The sequence below is a fragment of the Lysobacter rhizosphaerae genome (genome assembly GCF_054779795.1).
Genome location: NZ_BAAGXO010000003.1, coordinates 344,806 through 368,156, shown reverse-complemented (window position 1 = coordinate 368,156; position 23,351 = coordinate 344,806). Strand labels below are relative to the sequence as shown.

18 protein-coding genes and 1 pseudogene are annotated in these 23,351 nt (G+C 65.4%); 14 read left to right on the top strand and 5 right to left on the bottom strand.

Annotated features, from left to right (window positions below):
• Positions 1-7: 7 nt before the first annotated feature.
• On the bottom strand, positions 8-997 hold the full coding sequence (locus tag ACYVGE_RS06625; protein ID WP_460728228.1) for a cyanophycinase: 990 nt from the start codon (positions 995-997) through the stop codon (positions 8-10).
• A 220-nt stretch (positions 998-1,217) separates the two neighbouring features.
• Here ACYVGE_RS06625 and ACYVGE_RS06620 point away from each other — a divergent pair, with 220 nt between their 5' ends.
• Entirely contained in the window at positions 1,218-1,622 is a 405-nt protein-coding gene (locus ACYVGE_RS06620) for a hypothetical protein (protein ID WP_460728226.1), read from the top strand.
• Positions 1,623-1,739: 117 nt separating this feature from the next.
• Here the strand turns inward: ACYVGE_RS06620 and ACYVGE_RS06615 are convergent, their stop codons facing one another.
• The gene (locus ACYVGE_RS06615; RefSeq protein ID WP_460728224.1) at positions 1,740-3,239 is read right to left on the bottom strand and encodes a serine hydrolase; all 1,500 of its coding nucleotides are present in this window, start codon (positions 3,237-3,239) and stop codon (positions 1,740-1,742) included.
• 255 nt (positions 3,240-3,494) lie between these two features.
• Here ACYVGE_RS06615 and ACYVGE_RS06610 point away from each other — a divergent pair, with 255 nt between their 5' ends.
• The 5 genes and pseudogenes from ACYVGE_RS06610 to ACYVGE_RS06590 all read left to right on the top strand — a co-directional run bounded on the left by ACYVGE_RS06610 (position 3,495) and on the right by ACYVGE_RS06590 (position 10,148).
• Positions 3,495-4,160, top strand: coding sequence for a cupredoxin domain-containing protein (locus ACYVGE_RS06610; protein WP_460728223.1), 666 nt, complete (start codon positions 3,495-3,497; stop codon positions 4,158-4,160).
• 17 nt (positions 4,161-4,177) lie between these two features.
• Positions 4,178-6,523, top strand: a complete 2,346-nt coding sequence (locus ACYVGE_RS06605) for a putative bifunctional diguanylate cyclase/phosphodiesterase (RefSeq protein WP_460728221.1) — start codon at positions 4,178-4,180, stop codon at positions 6,521-6,523.
• Entirely contained in the window at positions 6,523-7,743 is a 1,221-nt protein-coding gene (locus ACYVGE_RS06600) for a hypothetical protein (protein WP_460728219.1), read from the top strand. The genes ACYVGE_RS06605 and ACYVGE_RS06600 overlap by 1 nt, the downstream gene beginning before the upstream one ends.
• Before the next feature lie 469 nt (positions 7,744-8,212).
• Positions 8,213-9,547: pseudogene (locus ACYVGE_RS06595) on the top strand (S8 family peptidase); the annotation flags it as partial.
• A 172-nt stretch (positions 9,548-9,719) separates the two neighbouring features.
• The gene (locus ACYVGE_RS06590) at positions 9,720-10,148 is read left to right on the top strand and encodes a hypothetical protein (RefSeq protein ID WP_460728217.1); all 429 of its coding nucleotides are present in this window, start codon (positions 9,720-9,722) and stop codon (positions 10,146-10,148) included.
• A gap of 18 nt (positions 10,149-10,166) precedes the next feature.
• Here the strand turns inward: ACYVGE_RS06590 and ACYVGE_RS06585 are convergent, their stop codons facing one another.
• Positions 10,167-10,664, bottom strand: coding sequence for a M48 metallopeptidase family protein (locus tag ACYVGE_RS06585; RefSeq protein ID WP_460728215.1), 498 nt, complete (start codon positions 10,662-10,664; stop codon positions 10,167-10,169).
• A gap of 74 nt (positions 10,665-10,738) precedes the next feature.
• On the opposite strand from ACYVGE_RS06585, the gene ACYVGE_RS06580 reads away from it, so the two are divergent.
• Positions 10,739-11,293, top strand: coding sequence for a DUF2058 domain-containing protein (locus ACYVGE_RS06580; protein ID WP_460728213.1), 555 nt, complete (start codon positions 10,739-10,741; stop codon positions 11,291-11,293).
• 97 nt (positions 11,294-11,390) lie between these two features.
• Complete coding sequence (locus tag ACYVGE_RS06575) at positions 11,391-13,760, top strand: arylsulfatase (RefSeq protein ID WP_460728211.1); 2,370 nt, start codon at positions 11,391-11,393, stop codon at positions 13,758-13,760.
• 30 nt (positions 13,761-13,790) lie between these two features.
• Here ACYVGE_RS06575 and ACYVGE_RS06570 read toward each other — a convergent pair whose 3' ends face one another.
• Positions 13,791-15,158 (bottom strand): arylsulfatase, encoded by a 1,368-nt coding sequence (locus ACYVGE_RS06570; protein WP_460728209.1) that lies wholly within the window; start codon positions 15,156-15,158, stop codon positions 13,791-13,793.
• A 147-nt stretch (positions 15,159-15,305) separates the two neighbouring features.
• Here ACYVGE_RS06570 and ACYVGE_RS06565 point away from each other — a divergent pair, with 147 nt between their 5' ends.
• The 4 genes from ACYVGE_RS06565 to ACYVGE_RS06550 all read left to right on the top strand — a co-directional run bounded on the left by ACYVGE_RS06565 (position 15,306) and on the right by ACYVGE_RS06550 (position 20,811).
• Positions 15,306-17,708 carry an arylsulfatase gene (locus ACYVGE_RS06565; protein WP_460728207.1) on the top strand — a complete coding sequence of 801 codons (2,403 nt, stop codon included), beginning with the start codon at positions 15,306-15,308 and terminating at the stop codon, positions 17,706-17,708.
• 51 nt (positions 17,709-17,759) lie between these two features.
• Complete coding sequence (locus tag ACYVGE_RS06560) at positions 17,760-18,758, top strand: SphA family protein (protein WP_460728205.1); 999 nt, start codon at positions 17,760-17,762, stop codon at positions 18,756-18,758.
• Positions 18,759-18,821: 63 nt separating this feature from the next.
• A complete protein-coding gene (locus ACYVGE_RS06555) occupies positions 18,822-19,328 on the top strand; it encodes a DUF1269 domain-containing protein (protein WP_460728203.1) in 507 nt (168 codons plus the stop codon).
• Between the two features lie 262 nt (positions 19,329-19,590).
• Entirely contained in the window at positions 19,591-20,811 is a 1,221-nt protein-coding gene (locus tag ACYVGE_RS06550; protein WP_460728201.1) for a S1 family peptidase, read from the top strand.
• 69 nt (positions 20,812-20,880) lie between these two features.
• On the opposite strand, the gene ACYVGE_RS06545 is transcribed toward ACYVGE_RS06550, so the two are convergent.
• A complete protein-coding gene (locus tag ACYVGE_RS06545) occupies positions 20,881-21,768 on the bottom strand; it encodes a LysR family transcriptional regulator (RefSeq protein WP_460728199.1) in 888 nt (295 codons plus the stop codon).
• A 102-nt stretch (positions 21,769-21,870) separates the two neighbouring features.
• Between ACYVGE_RS06545 and ACYVGE_RS06540 the strand changes: the two genes are divergently transcribed.
• Positions 21,871-22,923, top strand: a complete 1,053-nt coding sequence (locus ACYVGE_RS06540) for a zinc-dependent alcohol dehydrogenase family protein (RefSeq protein ID WP_460728197.1) — start codon at positions 21,871-21,873, stop codon at positions 22,921-22,923.
• Positions 22,916-23,284, top strand: coding sequence for a hypothetical protein (locus tag ACYVGE_RS06535; protein WP_460728195.1), 369 nt, complete (start codon positions 22,916-22,918; stop codon positions 23,282-23,284). Before ACYVGE_RS06540 ends, ACYVGE_RS06535 begins: the two co-directional genes overlap by 8 nt.
• Positions 23,285-23,351 lie beyond the last annotated feature (67 nt).

The following is a 23,351-nucleotide window of genomic DNA, read 5'->3' as shown; positions in this document are numbered from 1 at the left end:
ACGGACGTCAGTAAGGCGAGCCGCCCGGCTGTGTCGAACCCAGCACGCCTGCCTCCGCCGAGACCAGGTACGCGCTGCCGCCCGTGCGTTGCCAGGTCGAAACGTTGAACGCATCGCCGGCGCGGATGCGATCGACTGCGATGTTGCGGTAGGTCAGCGGTACCTTGCTCTGGCAGGTTTCCGGCAGGCCGGGCGCCTTCAGGAAATAGACGTTGCCGCTGCCGACCACGCTGGCGTTGCCCTGCGCATCCACCAGCAATGCGGTCTGCTCATCGACGGAGATTCCGCGCGGTGCACTGCTCCAGCCGTTGACGGCGATGCGGCACAGGAATGCGAGGTCGCGCCCCATGCGATCGCGCGCACCGAAGTGCGGATCGCCGATGATCCCGGCGAGCACGGGCAGGTTGGCGAAGTCGCGCCCGAGCGTCATGTAGCGATTGAACGGATTGGCCAGGGCCTGGCTCGACGTCACGCCCTGGCTGGCCTGCGCGGTGTAGACGAATTGCGTCAGCACGTTGAGGCCGGCGCTGGTGCCGCCTACCGGTACGCCGCTGGCGATCAGGGCATTGAGCGTGGCCTGCACCGGCGTGCCGGTCCAGACGTTGATGTAGTTCGACTGGTCGCCTCCCGCGATCCAGACCGCTTCTGCCTTCGACAGTATGTCGGCCACCGTTGCGTTGTTCGCCGCCGCGGAGTCGGGAATGATCAGCGTGGCGACTGAATTTTCGCCCGGGCACAGGTCCTGGATGTAGGGGTTGTACGCGTCGGTGCCGGTCGCGCGGATCACCAGCAGATCGCCGCCACCGGAGCGTTGGCACAGCCACTGGAAGGCCGCGTCGACATCGGTGCTGCCACCCATCAGCACGATGCCCGGCTGTGGTGCCGGCGCGATATCGGCGCTGTTGCCGACGCGGAAGTAACTGTAACTGGGATGTTTGGCGGCAGAGGCGAGGGCGGGCACGAGCAGGGTCAGCAGTATTGCGAGCAGACGGGTCATGGGCATCCTCAGCGACGTGGGAAGGGAATGGGGCCAATGCTGCCGGGTGGGTGAAGCCTACCCCGAGTCGACCCCGGCGACTGCCGGTGAATCCGCAGCCCCCGGTTTAGCCGGCGGCGCGTGCGATACGACCGGGCGTTAACGCCGTGGTGGATATACATGGGGATGGGGACCGTGCCGCTGCGAAGCCAGCGGCAACCACCGCAACCAGGAGATGTCCATGAAGACGAACATTCGCACTTTGATGGCCTCGTTTGTGGTCAGCGCAGTTGCCTTCATCGGCAGCGCCAGTGCGGGGGACCAGTGGTTCGTGCTCAGCGAAAAGACGCTGAAGGCCGCCGACCCGAGCACCGAGATCACGAGCAGCGGCGATATATGGAACAAGAACATCAAGCAGGTGAAGCTCTCCGTCGAAGGCGCTGACGTGAAGGTCACGCAGCTCGCCCTGCACTGGGACAACCGCCCCGACGCCACGATGATGGATGTCGGTGTCATCAAGGTCGGGGGGCAGACGGCCCCGATGAATGCTCCCGGGATCAAGTCGCGCCTGACGTCGATCACCATCCAGTACCAGATCCTTGGCAAGGCGAAGTCGGCCAAGCTCAAGGTGTGGGGATACGACTGAGCTACAGGTATCGCTGCACAAGGAAGCCCGCCGAAAGGCGGGCTTTCTTCATTGCACCGGCTCGACCTTCGGCGGCGTCCACGTGCCATCCAGGATGGCGGCACATCCACGCGCGGCTTATTTGACGCGGGGCGCGTGCAGCGTCAATCCCGTGTCCTCGATGTCCATCCGCGTGACCCGCCCGCCTTCCTTGACGAAGATCACCGTCCACGGCCGGGTCTTCAGGAAGAAGCGGTTCGGCGCTTCGGCGAACAGTTCGTACTGCTTGCCGCTGGAGCCGACGAGGTACATGTGGCCGTCTTCCGCGGTCATGGTCCACACGCCACGCTCCGGCACGTCATAGCGCCCTGCGTAGGCTTGCAGCAGGGCGGGGTCCACCGTAATCGCCTTGCGCATCTTGGCGCGGCGATCCTCGATCCACTTCGCCAGCGCCGCACGCGATCCGACGTTGCAGTCCGCGACCGCAGTCGCGGACGTCGGCCCGCTCGCGCTCGCCAGTTCGGGCACGAACGTATCGAGGAAGTCGCACGCGAAGACGTTGGTGGTGATGTCCTCGCCGATCTGGAACATGTGGTCGGCCAGCGCCTCGCTGTTGGACAGCAGGATCATCGACAGGTGCTTCGAGGGCACCTTGAGGTAGAGCGCCGAGAAGCCGGTGCCCCAGTGCCCGTAGTGCCACACGAGCCGCGTGCCGCGGTAGTCGGTGACGAACCAGCCCAGGCCATGGGCCAGCGGCTTGCCGGCGTTGGAAGTGAAGGGCGTCCAGGCCCGGGCCAGCGTTTCGGGCTTCAGCAGGGCGTGGCGGTCGACGGCCGCGTCGTACTTCGCCATGTCGCGCACGGTGGAGAGCAATCCCGCCGAGGCCCAGAAGTCCGCGGGCGGCTGCGCCTCGTGCAGGATCTCGCCCTCGCCGTAGTAGGTGTAGGGCTCGGCGAGGCGGGCGAGGTTGGTCTTGTAGCGCACGAGGTGGTCCTGGCCGAGGACCGCCCACTTCGCCGCATCGTTGGCGACGTCGGGGCCGGGCACGCTTTCCTGCATGTCGAGCGGATCCAGGAACGTCTCCACGAACAGCTGGCGCAACGGCTTGCCGGTCTTCTTCTCGAGCACGGCTTTGAGGTATTCGAAGCGGTCCGGGTTGTACTTGTAGTGGTCGCCGGGCAGGTCTTCGGAGGTGTGGCTGAGCAGGTGCTTGATCTTGACCGAGTCGTCCTTGAAGTCGCTCGAGTAGTGCGACACCGGTTCGTCGAGATCGAGCTTGCCCTGTTCGACCAGCTGCCATACCAGGATCGCGGTGAAGGTCTTGGTCAGCGAGGCGACGTGGTAGAGCGTGTCCGGCGTGGCAGGCACCTTGTGCTCGAGGTCCGCATAACCGAGGCCCTCCGTCCACAGCACCTTGCCGTCCTCGAGGACCACGGTGGACAGGCCCGGGATCTTCAGGCGCTCGCGGTCCGCGTCGACCTGCTGTCGGAAGGCGGCGATGCGCGGCGCGTCCTGGTCGGCGTTCGCTTCCTTCGGCGCTTGGCCCGCGGGCATCGACCCAGCGCAGGCCGACAGGAATGCAGCAAAAAGGAACACGGCGAGCTGGCGCGTGGCGCGGGCCCTGGCAAGGTTGGGCATCGTGGTTCCTCGATTGCTGTTGTCGTGCATGCGGCGGAAGGGATCTCCGTGCGCTTGGATGTTCCTCCGGGGCGGAAGGTTTAGCGATCTTGGAGCCCATCTTGAAGGGCGCGTTGCGCCGCGTTCGCGGGCACCAACGACCACAGCGGCCATGTCCATCGCTGCACCCCGTTGCGCCCAACGCCGGCAGTGCTAACCTCGCGGCATGGGCCGTGGGGTCGCCCATCCGTCAGTGGCGCCTTCAGGGGGAGCGGCATGCGGAAGCAGGCAGTGGCGTTCTGGATACTGGCTTTGCTCGAAACTACGGCCGCCGCGGCCGAACTCGAAGTCCGCGTCACCGATAGCAAAGGCCAGCCCGTCGCCGACGCGGTAGTGAGCATGGTCGTCCGCGATGCCGTATCGGGCGAGCCGCGCAGGGCGCCGGCCCGCGGTCCGGCATCCACGCGCGTGATCGACCAGAAGGCGTTGGCCTTCACCCCCTACGTCGAAGTGTTCCGGCCCGGCGATGAGGTCGTCTACCGCAACAGCGACCGCACCCGCCACCACGTCTATTCGTTCTCGCCGATCAAGGCCTTCGAGTTCGTGCTTGCGCCCGGGGCCCATTCGGACCCGCTGAAACTCGAGCGTTCCGGAGTCATCGCCGTGGGCTGCAACATCCACGACGGCATGATCAATTACCTGTACGTTTCCGACGCACCGTGGGTCGCACACTCCGATGCAAACGGCGTGGCGAAGTTCCAGGACCTGCCTGCGGGCGAGTTCGACGTACGCGTCTGGCATCCGCGCTTGCCGCCCAAGCGACCGGACCTGGTGCAGTCTGGTCTCGCGCTGCGTGGCGATGAGCGCCGCAGCCTGGGCTTCTCGCTGTCGCTGCTTCCGGACTCGCGGCGGCAGTTCGACCGCGAACACACACGGTACTGACGGCGAGGGCGCCGGCCATGGGCTTCCGCTTCCGCCTGGGGTCGTTCTTTGTCGTGGCCCTGGTCGTCGTGCAGGGGCTCACCGGCCTGCTCGTCTACCAGGTCACCCGCGGCGAACTCGTAGGGGAGGGCAAGCGCCAGCTGCAGGTGGTCGCGCAGTCCTTCGCCCACCAGTTCCAGGACATGTCCGACCGCACCGCCGCCAGCGTGGAGGTGCTCGCGCAGGATTTCGCATTGCGCTCCGCCGTGGCGCAGGGTGACGGGGCGACGCTCGCATCGGCGCTGCAAAACCACGGCCGCCGCGTCGGCGCCACGCAGATGCTGCTGATCGGCGTGGATGGCCGCATCGAAGCGGACACTACCGCGCAGTGGCCCGTGGGCACTCCGTTCCCTTATGCGGACCTGGTCGAGCGCGCGCTGCAGGAACCGGTCGCGGCGATCGTTGCCCGGAAACAGCGCGCGTACTGGATGGTGGTCGTGCCGGTGTTCGCCCCGGACCTGGTGGGCTACATCGGCGCCGCCATCCCCGTGGACGACCGGGTGGTATTGCGGCTGCAGCAGCAGTCGAGCTTGCCCAGGAGCATCGAGCTGGCCGCCGCCGATGCCTCCGGAGGCTTCACCGTGCTGGCGCGGGGCAGTGATCCCAGCCAGCTAGCCGTGCCGCTGGCCGCGCGCGGGCGCTTGCCCACATTGCCCGTCGTGGTCGATATCGGCGGCCGCGAATACGTCTCGCAGGCCGTGTGGTTGCGGGGCTCGGGCCAGAGTCCGCGCGTGGCCGCCGTGCTCGGCTTCTCCGTCGACGACGCGCTCAAGCCGTACCGGCCGGTGGGGTTCGCCTGGGCCGCGCTGCTGGCCTTCGGCCTGATCGTCGGCCTGGTCTGTGCGTGGCTGATCGCGCGCGGGGTGTCGCGCCCGGTGGAGCAACTGGCGGCGCTGTCCCGGCGCATCGCGTTGGGCGATTACAGCCCACCGGACACGCCGGCGCGCGCCGACGAGCTCGGCCAACTGGCCAATGCGTTCGGCAACATGGCGCACGCGATCCGCGACCGCGAGGAGCGCATCCTGCACCAGGCGGGCCACGACCAGGTGACCGGATTGCCGAACCGCGCTTACACCGAAGCGGCGATCCAGAACGCGCGTGCCGCGCGTCCGGATGCTCCTGCGGCCCTGCTTATGGTGGGCTTGGAGCGTTTGCCCGAGATCATCAAGACCCTCGGTCACGTGGTGTCCGACCGGCTGATGCGCGAAGCGGGCGCCCGCGTGCAGGCGACAGCCGGCGAAGCACTGGTGGCGCGTGCGACCGATACGCAACTGTCGATCTTCCTCCCGGGTTCGGCGCGCGGCGGCGCGCGCGAGCTCGCGCACGCCATCGTTGAGGCGCTGACCGAGCCCTACCACGAAGCCGACCTCACGCTCGACTTCGCGCCCGCCGTCGGCATCGCGCTGGCGCCGGAGCACGGCGCCGATGCCAGCGTGCTGCTTCGTCGCGCGGAGGTGGCGATGATCGGGGCACTGCGCGCGGTCGATCCGGTCGCGGTCTACGACCCCGCGACCGACCCGCATCGACCCGAGCGCCTGTCGCTGATGGGCGACCTGCGCCATGCGCTGGAATTCGGCGGCATCCATCTGCACTACCAGCCCAAGCTCAACTTGCAGGACGGACGCATCGACAGCGCCGAAGGCCTGGCGCGTTGGGTGCATCCGATCGTCGGTCCGGTGGCCCCGGACGCCTTCATTGCGCTCGCCGAGGAAACCGGCAACATCCGCCGCGTCACGCGCTGGGCGCTGGACGCTGGCATCGCGCAGGCGAGCCGCTGGAAAGCAGAGGGACGCGCGATCCGGGTGTCCATCAACATTTCCGCGCGTGACCTCGACGACGTCGATCTTCCGCGCCGCATTGCCGGGCTCCTGCAGGCGCACGGCGTGGCACCCACGCAGATCGTGCTGGAGATCACCGAGAGCGCCATCATGGGCAAGCCCGATGCGGCGATCGCCGTGCTGCGCCGCCTCGCCGACCAGGGTATCGACCTGGCGATCGATGACTTCGGCGTCGGCCAATCGTCGTTCGCCTACCTGCGCCGGCTGCCAGTGCGCGAGTTGAAGATCGACAAGACATTCATCACGAACCTGGCGCACTCGCGCGAAGACCGGATCATCGTGAGGTCCATCGTCGAGCTCGGCCACCACCTGGGATATCGCGTCACCGCCGAGGGCGTGGACGATGCGACGGCGCTGGACTGGCTGCGTAACTTCGGCTGCGACCACGCGCAGGGCTTCCTGATCTCTCCACCACTGCCGGTGGAGGAGTTCGGACGATTGACCCACGCCGAACGCTGGCGCCAGCCGGCGGGTCTGGAGAGCTGATGCGAAGAACAGCCGTCGCCGTGGCCGTGGTGACGTACCTGCTGGTACGTCCTGTGCAGGCACAGTCGGTGCAGGTGGACGGCTACGTGGACCTGCGCGTGGTGGCCCCGGCGGACGAAACCAGTTGGCTCGACGGCGGCCTGGGCAAGACCCGCTTCGGTGGCGACGACGACGCCGTGTCGGGCGGCGCCGCATTGAACGTCGCGTTCCAGATCACGCCGTCGTTGCTGGCGAGCGCCACCGCGCAGTACCAGCCCGAACTGCCGAAGTCGGTCGATCTGACCGAGGCCTGGGTCCGCTATCGCCCGGTGTCGACCACGCCGTGGCGCTGGTCGATCCAGGCCGGCGCGTTCTTCCCGCCGATCTCGCTCGAGCACGACGGCGTCGCCTGGAGCACCACGCGGACGCTGACGCCTTCGGCGATCAACAGCTGGGTCGGCGAGGAGTTGCGGACCATCGGGGCGGAGGTGCACGTCGAACACCGCGGCCAGCACGGCACGTTCGACGCGCGCGCGGCGATGTTCTTCAAGAACGATCCGGCGGGCGAACTGCTCGCCACGCGCGGCTGGGGCATGGGTGACATCGCCACGGGCATCGATGGCAGCCTGCGCCAACCGGATGTCTATGCGCCCGTGGCGTTCGCACCCGTGCCGATGGAGTACCGCCCGTTCGTCGAGATGGATGACCGCCCCGGGTTCTATGGCGCGGTAGGGTGGGCACCGTCGTCGCAACGCCGTTTTACTGCGCTGTATTACGACAACCATGCCGACCTCTACGAATCGGTGCGCTATTCCGGTCGCACGGTCATGGCCTGGCGCACGTACTTCTGGAGCGCAGGGGCGGAGCAGCGTTTCGGCGAGTGGGCACTGCTGGGCCAGGTCATGCACGGTTCCACAATCTTCGAGCCCGTGGACGAGTTCATACTCAACACGGGATTCAATGCCGGTTACCTGATGCTCGCGCGGGAATACGGGGCCTGGCAGCCCGCGCTGCGCGTCGACCTGTTCCAGAGCCGGCAGGGATCCGGGGCGCTGTCGTCGCCGCTGAGCGAACATGGCAATGCCTTGACCCTTGCACTGAACTGGCGTCCGCACGAACGCCTGCGCGTCACGGGGGAAGTCCTGCGCGTCGACAGCAGCCGCAACCAGCGGCGTAGCGAAGGACTCGATGCGCGGCAGGTCGACACGCAGGTACAGGTGGGCGTGCGGGTGTTTTTCTAAGGGCGGAGCGCGGCTTGATGCGGCGCTGATTTCGTCACGCTGCGGGCACGGGTGGCATCAACCCAAGCCACTGCAATGGGATCATTTGTGCTGCTACGCAACAGCACGTGTGACGACGCTCCCGGTTTCGATCATCACCCTGACCGGTTCACTATCCGTCGGATCTGCCGGTTTCCCCTGCTTTTTAGCCGTGAAACGCCAAGCGGCCGCGGCGCGGACAGACAGGCCTTGAGCGCAGGCACGCACACGCATTGCTTGCAGGCAGGATTTCTCGCTAGGTTGAAACCGACCGGCGTCCTGCCGGTCAGTCCCGGCGAGAGAGACGCCGCTCCAGGAATGGGCCACTGGAGTGTGCGGCCGGGTCACGGCGTGGGTTGCCGATGCAGGCAAGCCACATTTCAAAATCCCACAGGGGAACATCCTGATGTCGAAGTCGCACAAGTTGCACCAGCACGCGCTGGCCACGGCCATGGCGATTGCACTGACCGCCGGGTTCGCTGGCTCCGCTGCTGCCGCGGGTCGCGTGGATACTGCCGGCCTGCAGTCCGCGGACCAGACCAGCTTTGATCGCTTCATCGTCAAGTACCGCGCCGGCACCACTGCCGTTGCGCGGCAGCACAACCTGGATATCGCCGCCAGGAGCAATGGCCAGGCGCTGGCCGTCGGTCACCTGCGCACGCTGTCCGTCGGCGGTGAAGTCGTCGAGGCCAGCCATGGGCTGGGCCGTGCCGATGCAGAGCGCCTGATGCGCAATATCGCCGCCGACCCGAACGTCGAGTACGTCGAGGTCGACCGGATCATGAAGCCGCTGATGACCCCGAACGACCCCCACTACAGCACCTACCTGTGGGGCATGCAGACCAGCACCGGTGGCATCCGCGCCGACCAGGCCTGGAACACCACCAACGGCAACGGCGTGGTCGTGGCGGTGCTCGACACCGGCTACACCAACCACAGCGACCTGCTCGCGAACATCCTGCCGGGCTACGACTTCATCTCGAGCAAGACCGTCGCCGGCGACGGCGGTGGCCGCGACGCCGACGCGCACGATCCGGGCGACTACTACCGCGCCCAGAACTCCAGCTGGCATGGCACCCACACGGCCGGCACGATCGCCGCGGTCGGCAACAACGGCGTGGGCGTGATCGGCGTGGCCTACGGTGCCAAGGTGGTGCCGGTGCGCGTACTGGGTCGTGGTGGCGGCTACACCTCCGACATCGTCGACGGCATCACCTGGGCGTCGGGCGGCACCGTCGCCGGCGCTCCGGTCAATGCCAATCCGGCCGAAGTCATCAACATGTCGCTGGGCGGCGCCGGTGCGTGCTCCAGCACCTACCAGAACGCGATCAACGCCGCCGTCGCCCGTGGCACCACCGTGGTGGTGGCTGCCGGCAACGACAACGCCGACGCCGCCGGCTTCACCCCGGCCAGCTGCGGCAACGTCATCGCCGTGGCCGCGACCAACAAGAACGGCACCCGTGCCAGCTACTCCAACTACGGCAGCCTGATCGACGTGGCCGCACCAGGTGGCGACAGCCCGGACTGCACCACGCTGATCGTGTCCACCGGCAACGCCGGCACCAGCGGCCCGACCACCGAGAACTACCTGTGCATGGCGGGCACCTCGATGGCGGCGCCGCACGTAGCGGGTACCGTTGCACTGATGCAGGCCGTGCGCACCACGCCGCTGACCCCGGCGCAGGTGGAGAGCATCCTGAAGAGCACGTTGCGCGCCTTCCCGGGCAGCAACGACAAGCCGATCGGCAACGGCATCATCGATGCCAATGCAGCAGTGTCCGCTGCCGCGGCGTTCTGATCCGTTTCAGTAGACCGAAGTGCAACGCGAACCCCGGCCTTGGCCGGGGTTCTTTTTTTCAGGTGCCTGATTGAGTGCTGATTGTCTGCGGGAACGAATGCCGCATTCGGCCGTAGTATCTTTACGACCATTGCGAACCAGGCGAGGAGAGGGGAGATCCATGGCCGACGAACTTGCCGCAGCCAATGTCAACCGGTCGTACCAGCTCGCGGCGTCGAGCATCGCGATCTTCACGTTCCTGCTGTTCTTTCTGTATCCGAAGTTCGCAGACGGCCAGATCGACGCCTTTGCGTATCAAGCCACGTTGATCATGATGGGTGTGGCGACGTTCTCGTTCGCGTTCTCGTCCTTCTATTATTACGGCGCCTCGCTAGGCGGCCGGATCGACGATGTCGAGCGTGCCCGGTACTCGCGTCGGGGCGATGGCTTCTGGCTGCTCGGGTGCGTCCTGTTGTTCCTGGCTCCGAGCCTGGTCCTCTTCACGGTCGGGCTTATTGCCGTGGCGTCTGCATGGTTCGCACTCTGGCTGGTGTACCTGTTCTTCGTGATGCGCTACTTCCCCCGCGTCCAGACTGCGAGAAAGAACTGAGCTGGCGCCGGTGCAGCCTCAGCGCTGCCCCAGGTCAAGTTGAGTCAGGTAGAGGCGTAAGTCGAACTCCAACTGGTGGTAGTCCGGCTCCATGTGCGTGCACAGCTGGTAGAAGGACTTGTTGTGCTCGGCTTCCTTGATGTGCGCGAGTTCATGCACCACGATCATCTTCAGGAACTCAGCGGGCGCATCGCGGAACACGGTGGCGATGCGAATCTCCCGGCTCGCCTTGAGCCTGTCGCCATGCACCCGGGAAATCGCGGTGTGGGTGCCGAGCGCGTGCTTCATCACCTGTAGCTTGCTGTCGTAGACCACTTTGCCCAGCGGCACCGATCGGCGCAGGTGCCGGTCCTTGAGCGCCTGGACGTAGTCGTACAGCTGGCCGTCGCTGCGCACGGTGTGGGACTGGCCGTACTTGTCGGCCAGTACCGCGCCCAGCCGTCCCTGTTCGATCAGCTCTCGCACCCGCGCCTGCACGTGTGGTGGGTAACCGGCGAGGTACTTCAAGGATTCCATCAGACGGAAGGGGCCAAGGCGGGGGTGGGGCGGCGGGTATGATGGGGCGGAAACCCGGAACAAGAAACTGCGACATGGCAAAGGCGAATCCGCTCCAGGAACAGTTGCTCAAGGCGGGCCTGGTCAAGAAGTCCAAGGTGGCCGAGGTTGCGCGTGAGCAGAACAAGGCCCGGCATGCCAAAGGGCCGTCCGAACTCAACGAGATCCAGCGGGAAGCCGAGCGGGCGCGGGCCGAAAAGGCCGAGCGGGACCGCGCGCTGGCCGCCGAGCGCAAAGCCCAGGCGCGCAAGGCTGAACTGCTTGCCCAGGCCCGGCAGATCATCGAAGACAAGAAGGTGCCGCGCTCGGGGGAGAGCGAGTATCGCTTCACCGCCGACGGCGCCATCCGCACCGTGCTCGTCAACGATGACCTGCGCAGGAAGCTGTCTTCCGGCGCGCTGGTGATAGCCCGTCTTGGCGACCGCTACGAACTGCTTCCGCGTGCGGCCGGCGACAAGGTGCGCGAACGCGACGCCAGCATGATCGTGCTCGATCACGGCCAGGAGGCGGGCACCGAGCCCTCCGCCACGACCTCAGAAGATGATGCGTACTACGCGCAGTTCCAGGTGCCCGACGACTTGATTTGGTGATCGCGCGCTCCAGGCGACTGCCACAAACGGGCATTCACAAGCATTGAACGCGCGCGGGCGCATTCCTCTCGGGCCATCTCCAACGGCAGAGGTCCGTATGGCCACACCCGACGCTATCCCACGCGAAGTCCTGCCGATCCCGGACCGCAAGCCGGTTGGCCTGACCACCTACGACGCCAAGGATCCGGACACCAAGTTCCCGCCGATCACCACGCTGCGGCCGCCGGCTGGCGCGCCGAATGTCCTGGTGATCCTGATCGACGATGTTGGCTTCGGTGCCTCCAGCGCGTTCGGTGGACCATGCCAGACGCCCACGGCCGAACGACTTGCAGGCAACGGGCTGAAGTACAACCGCTTCCACACCACGGCGCTGTGCTCCCCGACGCGGGCGGCGATGCTGTCGGGCCGCAACCACCACGCCGTAGGCATGGGTGGCATCACCGAGATCGCCACCTCGGCGCCCGGCTACAACTCGCTGCGTCCCAATACCTGCGCACCGCTGGCGGAAATTCTCAAGCTCAACGGCTACTCGACGGCGCAGTTCGGCAAGTGCCACGAAGTGCCCGTCTTCGAAGCGACCCCGATCGGCCCGTACCGACACTGGCCGACGGGCTCGGGATTCGAACATTTCTTTGGTTTCATCGGTGGGGAGAGCCACCAGTACTACCCGAATCTCTACGACGGCACGACGCCAGTGGAGCCGGAGCGCAGCCCCGAAGAGGGCTATCACCTCATGGAGGATCTTGCGGACAAGGCTATCGGCTACATCCGCCAGCAAAAGGCGATCACGCCCGACCAGCCGTTCTTCGTTTACTTCGCACCGGGTGCAACGCACGCACCGCACCATGTGCCGAGAGACTGGATCGCGAAGTACAAAGGCAAGTTCGACCAGGGATGGGACAAGGTTCGCGAAGAAACGTTCGCGCGCCAGAAGAAGCTCGGCGTCGTTCCGCCGGACTGCGAGCTCACCAAACGGCCGGATGAGATTCCGGCGTGGGACAAGATGGACGCCCGGCTGTATCCGGTGCTCGCGCGCGAGATGGAGATCTATGCGGCATACCTCGAGTATGCCGACCACCATGTGGGCCGCGTCGTCGATTCGCTGTCGGAGCTTGGCATCCTCGATGACACGCTCGTCTACTACATCATCGGGGACAACGGCGCCTCGGCGGAGGGCTCGTTGATCGGCGCCTGGAACGACAAGGCCGGCGCGGAGGCACCCGACCTCGCCACGCCTGAACTCATGATCGAGAAAATAGAAGAGCTGGGCTCGGCCCGCGCGCAGAACCACTACGCGGTCGGCTGGGCGCACGCGATGGACACGCCATACCAGTGGACCAAGCAGGTCGCGTCGCATTTCGGTGGCACACGCAACGGCACCATCATTCACTGGCCGAATGGCATCAAGGCCAAAGGCGAACTGCGAACGCAGTTCCACCACGTGATCGATGTGGCGCCGACGATCCTGGAAGCGGCGGGATTGCCACAACCGACCTTCGTCAATGGCGTGATGCAGGAGCCGCTGCACGGCGTCAGCATGCGCTACTCATTCGACGACGCCAAGGCGGCGGAACGGCACGAGACGCAGTACTTCGAAATGGTCTGCAACCGCGGCATCTACCACAAGGGCTGGACTGCGGTGACCCGCCACGGAAACCCGCCGTGGGTGGTCGTTGGCGCGCAGCCACCGCTGAGCGGTGACGTCTGGGAGCTCTACGACACGACCAAGGACTGGTCGCAGGCGCATGATCTCGCCAAGGAGATGCCGGAGAAGGTCGCCGAAATGAAGCGTCTGTTCGACCTCGAAGCGTCGAAGTACAACGTATTCCCGCTGGACGACCGCAAGGCCGAGCGCACGAACCCGGACATCGCCGGGCGCCCGACGGTCGTGCATGGCAACACGCAACTCCTCTTCTCGGGCATGCGCCGGCTCGGCGAGAACACGGCGATCAACACGAAGAACAAGTCCCACTCCGTCACTGCCGAGGTCGAGCTCCCGGCAGGCGGTGCCAAGGGCGTGATCGCAGCCCACGGCGGCCACATGGGCGGCTGGAGCCTCTACGCTCACGACGGCAAGCTCAAGTACCACTACAACTTCCTTGGCCTGCTGCGCTCCGAAGTGGAAGCGGGCTCGGCGCTGCCGGCGGGCAAGCACCAGGTGCGGATGGAATTCGCCTACGACGGCGGCGGCCTGGGCAAAGGGGCCGGCATCACGCTCTACGTCGACGGCACGAAAGTCGGCGAAGGGCATGTCGCACGCACGCATGCCTTCCTTTTCTCGATGGACGAGACGATGGACGTGGGCTGTGAGGCGGGCGAGCCCGTGTCGGAAGACTACGGCCCGAAAGACAATGCCTTCAACGGCAAGATCCACTGGGTACAGATCGACATCGATGCCGCGGCCAAGGACGCCGATCACATGATAGGTGCCGAGGAGCGATACCGCATCGCGATGGCGCGGCAGTAAGCCGCGAAGGCAGCCAGCGCCGCGTCGCTGCTACTCGTGCCGTTGTTGTGGCAACGGGACGTGGTCGAGCGGCGCGCCCGCCGGGATCAGCGGCTCACGTCTGACACTGTTGGCGAAGCTCCCCAATATCTTCCCGAAATGCACGCCGACCCAGGAGTGCAGGTGCGGCAGATCGAAGGGTTCCCGCTCGCCGGGATCGGTCACCAGGTTGATCAGGTACGGCGAGGCGAGCTTCTGGGCAGGTTCGATCAGCGTCTTCTGGGAGTACATCACAAGCTTGAAGTTCTTCCACTTGACGCCGTAGAGGACGTCGCCCATCCAGTAAGGGAAACCCTCGCGGGCGGAGGTCTCGTGCCGGCCCTCCAGGAAATCGCGCTGGTCGACGCCGTCGATGATGCGATCGAGAGGCGCATCGGTTCCTGCCCAGCGCAATATCGTGGTGAACATGTCGGTGACGTGCACGATCTCGTTGGTGCGCCCGCCCGCCGGCACCTTCCCCGGATAGCGCACCAGGCAAGGCGTCCGCAGCGACCCTTCCATGCCGGTGAAATAGGAGCCGGAGAAGAATCCCGCATGGCCGCGCCACGGTTGCAGTTCTTCGGGGCCGTTGTCGCCGGAGAAGACGACGATGGTGTCGTTGGCGATGCCGAGTTCATCCAGGTAATCGAGCATCGTGCCGAAATCGGCATCGAGCTGAAGCAGGCAATCCGCCCAGTCGCCCTGCCCGGAGGTTCCCTTGAACTCCGCTCGCGGGATGGTCGGGAGATGCATCAGCGAATGGTTGAAGTAGAGGAAGAAGGGGGTTCCCGCGTCCACGCTGCGCTTGATGAAGGCCTTGCTGCGAGCCATGAACTCCGCATCGATATCCCTTCGGACATCGAGCGTCAGTTGCGTGACCGGATGGACCTGTTCTCCCTTCCGCCCTTCCATGACATGGCTGACCAGATCGCGCTCCGGGTCGTACCAGGGGTCATCGAGCCAGAGGCTCTCGTCCCATGTCCTGGGAATGCCATACCACTCGTCGAAACCATGGTCGGTTGGCCAGCGTCCATCGGACGCGCCGATATGCCACTTGCCCATACAGGCTGTTGCATAGCCGTGTTCCGAGAGCACGTCGCCCATGGTCCTTTCCCACGCGACCAGGCCGCCCTCGCTGCCTGCCATGGCGACGGTGTGATTCCCCGAGCGGATGGCATAGCGGCCGGTCATCAGGGCCGATCGCGAAGGCGTGCACTGCGCCTCTGGTGCGAAGTTGAGTAGCGTCTTGCCCTGACCGGCGAACGCATCGATGCGTCGGGTGTCCGCTCCGCGAAGGATGCCGCCGCCATAGCATCCGAGCTCACCGAAGCCGAGGTTATCGACGAGGAAATAGACGATGTTCGGACGGGCTGCGCTCATCGATCTTCTCCCGGGAGTTTCGCACTCGGAGCGCTCCGGCATTCTTTCCGACGCGCTGGGAAAGTGCCCCGGACCGGGTTGAATTGACGTGAAGGTAACGGCAAAGGATGCATCTTTCGTCAGCTCTGCTTGCAGAGGAAGCGCGACATGGGAACGAAAGAGCAGGGCGACAGGAAGCAAAGCCCTTCGAGCACAAGCGCGGACAAGTCCGGTACTCAATTGCTATCCGACATCCTGCCGCTGCCCGAAGCCCGCTTCAAAGGCCGCATCGGCAGCACCTACGCCGACTCAGAGGCAGACATCATTTCGCTGCCGGCCGCGCCGCTGGGCGCGCCCAACGTGCTGCTGGTACTGCTCGACGACGTCGGCTTCGGCCAGACCAGCACCTTCGGCGGGCCGGTGCACACGCCGACCTTGCAGCGGCTTGCCGACGAAGGACTGCGCTACAACCGCTTCCACACGACCGCACTGTGCTCGCCGACGCGGGCCGCGCTGCTTTCCGGTCGCAACCATCACTCCGTGCACACCGGCTGCATCACCGAGCTGGCGACCGGCTTCCCGGGCTACGACGGCCAGTGGCCGCGAGAAGCGGCGTGCGTCGCGGAAATCCTCAGAGGTAATCAGTACGCCACGGCCGCCTTCGGCAAGTGGCACAACACACCCGACCACGAGCTTGGCGCCGGCGGCCCCTACGACCGCTGGCCGACCGGAAAAGGCTTCGACTATTTCTACGGCTTCCAGGGTGGAGAGACGAATCAGTGGCGCACACCGCTGTTCGAGAACAGCGCACCCATCGAGATGCCGAACGACAACCCGAAGTGGCACTTGTCGGAAGCCATCGCCGAGAAGGCCATCGGCTGGATCGGCCAGCAGAAGGCGGCCGCGCCGGACAAGCCGTTCTTCATCTATTTCGCGCCGGGCGCCGCCCACGCCCCGCATCACGTGCACAAGGATTGGGCCGACAAGTACAAGGGCAAGTTCGACCACGGCTGGGATCGCCAGCGCGAGAACACCTTCGAGAGCCAGAAGAAACTGGGCCTCATCCCCGAGAACACGAAGCTGACGCCGCGGCCTGACTCCATTCCGTCGTGGGACTCCCGCTCACCGGACGAGAAACGGCTCTATGCGCGCATGCAGGAAGTGTTTGCCGGCTTTCTGGAGCATGTCGACGCCCAGGTCGGCAAGGTCGTGGACGCCATCGAACAGATGGGGATGCGCGATGACACGCTGATCATCTACATCGTCGGTGACAACGGTCCCAGTGCCGAGGGCACCTTGACCGGCACGCTCAATGTGATGAAGACCATGATGGGCCTTCCGGACGACGTGCAGGCGATGCTCGAGCACATCGACGACATCGGCAGCGACCAGTTCGAGAACCATTATCCCGTCGGATGGTGCTGGGCCGGTTCATCGCCGTTCCAGTGGATGAAGCAGGTCGCCTCGCACTTTGGCGGTACGCGCAACGGCGTGGTCATGTCCTGGCCAAAGCGCATTACCGATCGCGGCGCTCTGCGCTCGCAGTTCCACCACGCCATCGACATCACACCGACGATCCTCGAAGTCGCCGGCATCCCGGAACCGCGTGAAGTGGATGGCGTGCCGCAGAAACCCATCGAGGGTGTCAGCATGGCCTACACCTTCGCCGATGGGGATGCCCCCGGCAGACGAGTGACCCAGTACTTCGAGATGTTCGGCAACCGCGCGCTCTACCATGACGGGTGGGTTGCCGGATGTCTGCACGGCAAAGTGCCATGGGTCACCGCCGGCAGCGTCAGCTTCGACAGCGACAAATGGGAGCTCTACAACATCGAGGAAGACTTCTCGCAGGCGAACGACCTCGCAGCCAAGGATCCGAAGAAGTTGCGCGACTTGCAGGACCGCTTCATGGCCGAGGCCGCTAAATTCAATGTCCTTCCTCTCGATGACCGCTTCGCCGAGCGCGCCGATCCTGCGTTGAAACCCAGCCATCTGCGCGGGAAGACCAAGTTCATCTATCCAGCCGGTACGGTTCGTGTGCCCGAGCGGTCATCGCCGTATACCAAGAATCTTCACCATACGATTGCCGCCGAGGTGGAAATACCGGAGGGAGGGGCCGAAGGAGTACTCGTCTGCTGCGGCGGCCTTGGGGGTGGCTTCACCGTCTTCATGAAGGACGGGCTGCTGCACTGGGAGCACAACTATTACAACGAGGTCCGCTACCGCGTCTCGTCCACCGATACGATCCCGGCAGGGCGCCAGACGATCTCGGTCGAGGTGAAGGTCGACGAGCAGGGAAAATTCCAGACCGGCGGCTCGGTGATCCTGCGGCTCGGAAAGAACAAGATCGGCGAAGGTCGCTTCGACAAGCAGATAGGTGGCTTCTATACAGCGAATGAAAGCTTCGACGTTGGCTGCGACACCTGTTCGCCGGTCTCGAATCTGTACGAAACACCGTTCGCCTTTACCGGCACGATCCTTCGCGTGATGGTGGACGTCAGTGAAGCGACTTTCGAACAGCTCGCCGCCCAACACGAGGCCCAGGTCCGCATGGCCAAGGCGACGCAGTGAGGGACTGACTTCAACCCGAGTCAGCGTTGATACGTGCAAAGGAGCAGGGCGATGAGCACGAAGTCGGAAGGTGCACCTCGCCACGTCGTGGAGAGGCAGCTCGTGCGATCGGCAGTTGGCGTCATGCTGGCCGCCCTGGCAAGTGGTACCGCGTTCTCGGCAAACGCCTCCGAAGGCGGCCTGGGGCGCCCCATCACTGGCATGCAGGCTGGCTCGTTCGCCGGCCTGGTGCCGCCAACTCCGGGCTGGAACCTGGGGATCTCCTATCTCTACTACGCCGGCGAGATCGGGGCCGCCCGAGAAAGTCCGATCCCCGGCGGTGGCAGCGCCCTGGGTCTGAACCTTACGGCGCAGATGTTCTCGATCAGCGCTGTTTACATCTGGGACACCGGCGAAGGGGCCTGGAACTTCGCATCGGTCGCTGCGCTTCCGATCGCCAAGATCGATGCCGGCGTCGACCTGCGGATCGGGTCGACAAGCGGTAGCGTCAGCGATAGCGACACCGGCCTGTTCGACATGAGCTTCGTGCCGGTCGTAGCCAGCCGCCATTTCAGCCCGACCAAGCACATGTCGCTGGCGCTCTACATCTCAGCCCCGACGGGTTCGTATGAGGAGGGCCGGTTGGCCGTGCTCAGCCTGAATACCTGGGTCTACTCGCCCACCGTCGGCTACACCCAGTTGTTCCAGGACGGCACGCTCGAGTGGAGCACCACGACGGCGATCGATTTCTACACCAGGAATGACGCCACCGACTACCAGAACGGCGCGGACTTCCGCGTCGACTCGCTGCTGATCAAGCGCCTCGAAAACGGCTGGGGGTTCGGTGCCGTCGGGGGCTGGATCGAACAGGTCCAGGACGACGACTCGGTGGTCGCCGATCGCCTGGATGGCTTCCGCGGCCGTTCGCTGGGCCTTGGCCCGATCGTCACGTATGACAAGAAGTGGGAGGGCGGCTCGGTCGAATTCTCGGCACGCTGGGTGCACGAGTTCGATGTCAAGAACCGGCTCGAAGGCGACCCGTTCATGATGATGGCCAGCATCGAGTTCTGACCATCTGGCATACGCATCGAGTTGGCGTTGAGCGGAATTCCAAGCCGAATTCAAGGAGCCGACATGAGCAAGCTCATCGCACTGGTTTTTGACGATCTCTACAAAGCAGATGAAGCACGGGCAGCCCTGTTCCGCATGGAAGGCGAAGGGCTGCTGGACATAGATGAGACCGCGGTTGTCGTCAGGAAGGACGGTGAAAAGGTACGCATTACGCAGGACATCAATATCGTTTCGAAACGAAAGCAGACCGGGCACCTGATAGGCCTCATCGCCGCCAATCTGACCGGCATGAGGCCGTTGATTCTGGCTGGCACGATCGCAGGGGAAATCTTCGGAAAGCTGACCGACGACGGCGTTACCAATAGCTTTATCGACAAGGTGAAAGCGGAACTCACGCCGGGAAAGTCGGCCTTGCTTCTCTGCGCAAGATCCGATGATGAAGACAGACGCAAGAGAATCGTCGCAGGACTGTCCAAGTGGAGCCCGAGAGTCCTGGATTCCGATCTGCCGGAAGAACTTGAAAGAAAAATCGACAAGACACTGCAGCAATCCGCGGCTTCGACGGAATAGCCGCGCCAATGACCGCTTCGGGTCGATAGCGGGGACGGCTCTGAGCGAAGCGCCCCGATAGGGCGGCGCCTTGGATGAACAGTTCAGTCCGCCACCCGCAACGCAGGGGCTGGATGCCGCCCGGCACTTGAGGCTTCACGCCGCCTGCATGGGCCCGTGATCAGCATCCCCCGGCCGGGCTACATCGCGAACTGCGTTTCCTCTATCGCAGGGGGCGACAGGGGTCCTGCAATCCGAACCTAATCCGACTGGAGATTTGCAGATGCGCAAGTTTGCCTCCTGGGCCAAGCGCGGCCTGATCGTGCTCTCGCCACTCCCGCTCGCCTTCGCCATGTCCGCTTCGGCGGCGGGACCGTCCGACTCGGTGTCGCCTTCGCTGCGTGCGGCCATGCAACGTGACCTCGGCCTGACCTCGGCCCAGCTGTCCCAGTACCTCAAGATCGAACGCCTCGCGGCGCAGCAGGAGAAGCAACTGGCCAAGGCGCAGGGACGCAACTTCGCCGGCAGCTGGATCGAGCAGGCGAACGGCAGCTTCAAGCTGGTCGTCGCGACCACCACGATCCGCCCGCAGCAAGCGGGCGCCGATGTCGAGGTCCGCAACGCACGCCACAGCCTGGCCGATCTCGACGCTTCCAAGGCCCAGCTCGACGCCGTGCAGGCGCGCGGAGGCAAGGTACCCAAGGGCGTGTACGGCTGGTACGTGGACCTGCCCGGCAACAGCGTCGTCGTGAGCGTCGGCAAGGGCGCGCAGCAGGCCGGCATCGACTTCGTCGCCGCCAGCGGCGTCGATGTCCAGAACGTGCGCCTGGTGACCGAGGACGAACAGCCGAGCCTGCGCAGCACCCTGCAGGGTGGGCTGGGCTATCTGCGCAACCCCGGCGACGGCTATCTCTATGCCTGCTCGATCGGCTTCACGGTCACCCAGGGCAGCATGCCGGGCTACGTCAGCGCTGGCCACTGCGGCACCGCCAACGAGCCCGTGTACCTGGAGCTCTCGCCGCAATGGACGGTCGGGCCGAGGATCGGCACGTTCGCCGCATCCAAATTCCCGCAGCCGGGCCAGACCGGCAACGACTACTCCTGGGTTAGGGTCGACGCGGGCAATACGCTGCTGCCGGCGGTCTACGGTTGGGGCAAGGGCGACGTCACGGTCAGGGGCGGCACCGAAGCCGCCGTCGGCGCCGCGATCTGCCGCTCAGGCCGTACCTCGGGCTGGCGTTGCGGCACGATCGAGGCCAAGAACCAGACCGTCAACTACAGCAGCGGTGAAACGATCCTCAACCTGACGCGCACCACCGCCTGCTCCGAAGGCGGCGACTCGGGCGGCTCGTTCATTACCGGCCCCGGCCAGGCACAGGGTGTGCTGTCGGGCGGCAGCGGCAGCTGCAAGGGCAAGCAGCCGAACAGCCGCACCCGCAGCTTCTACCAGCCGCTGCTGCCGATCCTGTCGGCGTACAACCTGACGCTGCGCACCAGTCCCTGATCGGCGCGCGCCATTGCAAGGCACGAACGCCCCGGCTTGCCGGGGCGTTTGTCTATCAAACCCGTCAACCTAATGGGCCAGCCGATCATCGGTGGAGAGCCTTTCGAACAGGAAATCGGTCAGCGCCTTGATGCGCGCGACGCGTTTGAGGTCCGGATGCGTCAGCACCCAGATCTGTGTGTCCAGGTCGGCGGGCGGCGGCGCCAGTTGCTTGAGTCCTCCACGCGCATCCGCCAGCGGGCAGAGCACCCAGCCAACGCCGAATCCCAACGCGACGGCGTCCGCCATGGCCACCAGACTGTCGACGCGAAGCGCCATGCGTTCGTCGGGAACGTGTTTGCGCATCCACCGCGCCGACTCCAGGTGCGAGAGCGCCGGGTCGTGGCCCACCCAGTCGTAATCGGCCTGCGTATGGCCCCGCTTCAGTGTCTTGAGGTAATCGCGCGAGGCGTACAGCGCGGTCTGGATCCGGCCAGCGCGCCGGCCGACCAGATTCTCCGGCGGCTTGTTGGAACCACGAACCGCGACATCGGCCTCGCGCTGGGTCAGGTTGAGGAAGGTGTTGTTGGCGACGATCTCCAGGCGCACCTGCGGGTGCAGCGACCGGAACTCGGCGAGCATCGGTAGCAGCAACGCATCGAGCAGCGTGTCGGGGGCCGTGAGGCGGATCGTGCCGCTCAGCGCCAGGTCGGCACCGGTGACCCTGCGCTGCGCGGCATCGAGCTGTTCGGTGACGCCGGCAACACTTGCTGCCAGCTCATGGCCCTGCTCGGTGAGGACGTAACCGCGCGGCAATCGGTCGAACAACCGCACCGACAGCGTGCGTTCGAGGCTGGCGATCCGGCGCAACACGGTCGAGTGGTTAACGCGCAGCGCGTGCGCGGCGGCGCCGATCGAACCGCGCTCGCACACGGCGAGAAAGTATTGCAGGTCGCTCCACTCCAGCGGCTCGGGCATGGTCTCCTCCTATGCATTTGCGCATACATGATCGGCGTACTTTGCCACTTCCACGGCGAATGTGCCGAGCCTAGAGTTCGCCCATCTTTCCGGAGCGTCCCCATGACTGCATGCGTCGCCATCCCTCCGACCACTGAGACCACCTTCCGTCAGTACGCGATCCGGGGGGGTGACGGCATCGACGGCCTCGTCGTGCGCGACATGGCGCGCAGATCGCTCGGCGAACACGACGTGCGCGTGCGCATCCGCGCCGTCGCGCTGAACTATCGCGATCTGATGGTCGCCCGCGGCACTGCCGGCACCCCGGGGCGCACCCTCGTGCCGGCCTCCGACGGAGCGGGTGAGGTCATCGAAGTCGGCACCGCTGTCACCGGGCTGCAGGTCGGCGATCGTGTCATCAGTACATTCTTTCCCGACTGGCTCGCCGGCCCCGCGAACGGCGATGTCGCCGCATGCGCGCTGGGGGGCTCCATGGATGGCGTGCTCGCAGAGGAAGTGGTGTTGCCGGCCACGGCCTGGGTGCGCATGCCCGTCCATCTCGACTTCGCCGAAGCCGCGACACTGACGTGCGCGGGCGTCACCGCCTGGCACGGCTTGTTCGGTCTCGATCCGATTCCGCCAGGCGGCACGGTCGCGCTGCTCGGCACCGGCGGTGTGTCGATCTGGGCCCTGCAGCTTGCCAAGGCCGCTGGCCTGCGTGCGATTGTCACCTCGTCGGACGACACCAAGCTCGAGCGCGCCCGCGCGTTGGGCGCCGAGGCAACCGTCAACTACCGTACGACGCCGGACTGGGGCGCCGCCATCCTCGAGCTCACCGGAGGTCGTGGCGTCGACCGCGTGCTCGACATTGGCGGCCCCGACACGATCGGCCAGTCGATCACAGCGCTGCGCGTGGGCGGTACGATCGCGATCATCGGTCGCCTCACCGGCACCGCGCCCGCACGGTTCGATCCGGCAGCGCTGTTCGGTGGTGCGAAGCGCCTGGCCGGCCTGATGGTCGGCAGCCTCGCCATGACCCGCGATCTGGCCCGATTCGTCGAACAGACCCGACTGAAGCCCGTCATCGATCGCACGTTCCGTTTCGAGCAGGTGGGTGAGGGATACCGATACCTGGAAGGAGCGGCGCATTTCGGAAAGGTGGTGGTGCATGTCTGACCACGCACGGATCATCGATGCCTGCTTCGCCGCCTCGCCCAACGTGCGCTATGTCGCGGCCTACCTCGACGGGAACCTGGGTTTGCGTTCGCGGGCAGACGTGCAATTGCTGGGCCCGAACGATTCGGACCGATACGAAGAAATCATCGTCAACCCGACGCTGCTGAAGCTCGTCACGCAACGCGGCAACATCGATTGCGGAGGCGTGCAGCATGTCGTCGTGCGATACGGATTGTTCGTCGCGTTCGTCCTGCCTGTCGACGGTGGCCACGTGACGGTGAGCTTCGAGCTCGATGCGAACCTTGACGAAGCGATTCCCACGATCACGAAGGTGATCCATGGTCTTGTTGCGGGGTCGTGAAACCGATACGCACCCAGGTGACGGCTATCGGCCAGAAGCGGACATCCTGGGGGATTCGCCCGTGCGG

Excerpts from the sequence above, each read along its gene's own strand:
- ACYVGE_RS06605 (WP_460728221.1), top strand. The coding sequence starts at position 4,178 with ATGGGCTTCCGCTTCCGCCTGGGGTCGTTCTTTGTCGTGGCCCTGGTC.
- ACYVGE_RS06545 (WP_460728199.1), bottom strand. The coding sequence starts at position 21,768 with ATGCCCGAGCCGCTGGAGTGGAGCGACCTGCAATACTTTCTCGCCGTG.
- ACYVGE_RS06535 (WP_460728195.1), top strand. The coding sequence starts at position 22,916 with ATGTCTGACCACGCACGGATCATCGATGCCTGCTTCGCCGCCTCGCCC.
- ACYVGE_RS06540 (WP_460728197.1), top strand. The coding sequence starts at position 21,871 with ATGACTGCATGCGTCGCCATCCCTCCGACCACTGAGACCACCTTCCGT.
- ACYVGE_RS06580 (WP_460728213.1), top strand. The coding sequence starts at position 10,739 with ATGGCAAAGGCGAATCCGCTCCAGGAACAGTTGCTCAAGGCGGGCCTG.
- ACYVGE_RS06565 (WP_460728207.1), top strand. The coding sequence starts at position 15,306 with ATGGGAACGAAAGAGCAGGGCGACAGGAAGCAAAGCCCTTCGAGCACA.
- ACYVGE_RS06600 (WP_460728219.1), top strand. The coding sequence starts at position 6,523 with ATGCGAAGAACAGCCGTCGCCGTGGCCGTGGTGACGTACCTGCTGGTA.
- ACYVGE_RS06625 (WP_460728228.1), bottom strand. The coding sequence starts at position 997 with ATGACCCGTCTGCTCGCAATACTGCTGACCCTGCTCGTGCCCGCCCTC.
- ACYVGE_RS06610 (WP_460728223.1), top strand. The coding sequence starts at position 3,495 with ATGCGGAAGCAGGCAGTGGCGTTCTGGATACTGGCTTTGCTCGAAACT.
- ACYVGE_RS06570 (WP_460728209.1), bottom strand. The coding sequence starts at position 15,158 with ATGAGCGCAGCCCGTCCGAACATCGTCTATTTCCTCGTCGATAACCTC.
- ACYVGE_RS06575 (WP_460728211.1), top strand. The coding sequence starts at position 11,391 with ATGGCCACACCCGACGCTATCCCACGCGAAGTCCTGCCGATCCCGGAC.
- ACYVGE_RS06620 (WP_460728226.1), top strand. The coding sequence starts at position 1,218 with ATGAAGACGAACATTCGCACTTTGATGGCCTCGTTTGTGGTCAGCGCA.
- ACYVGE_RS06555 (WP_460728203.1), top strand. The coding sequence starts at position 18,822 with ATGAGCAAGCTCATCGCACTGGTTTTTGACGATCTCTACAAAGCAGAT.
- ACYVGE_RS06560 (WP_460728205.1), top strand. The coding sequence starts at position 17,760 with ATGAGCACGAAGTCGGAAGGTGCACCTCGCCACGTCGTGGAGAGGCAG.
- ACYVGE_RS06550 (WP_460728201.1), top strand. The coding sequence starts at position 19,591 with ATGCGCAAGTTTGCCTCCTGGGCCAAGCGCGGCCTGATCGTGCTCTCG.
- ACYVGE_RS06585 (WP_460728215.1), bottom strand. The coding sequence starts at position 10,664 with ATGGAATCCTTGAAGTACCTCGCCGGTTACCCACCACACGTGCAGGCG.
- ACYVGE_RS06615 (WP_460728224.1), bottom strand. The coding sequence starts at position 3,239 with ATGCCCAACCTTGCCAGGGCCCGCGCCACGCGCCAGCTCGCCGTGTTC.
- ACYVGE_RS06590 (WP_460728217.1), top strand. The coding sequence starts at position 9,720 with ATGGCCGACGAACTTGCCGCAGCCAATGTCAACCGGTCGTACCAGCTC.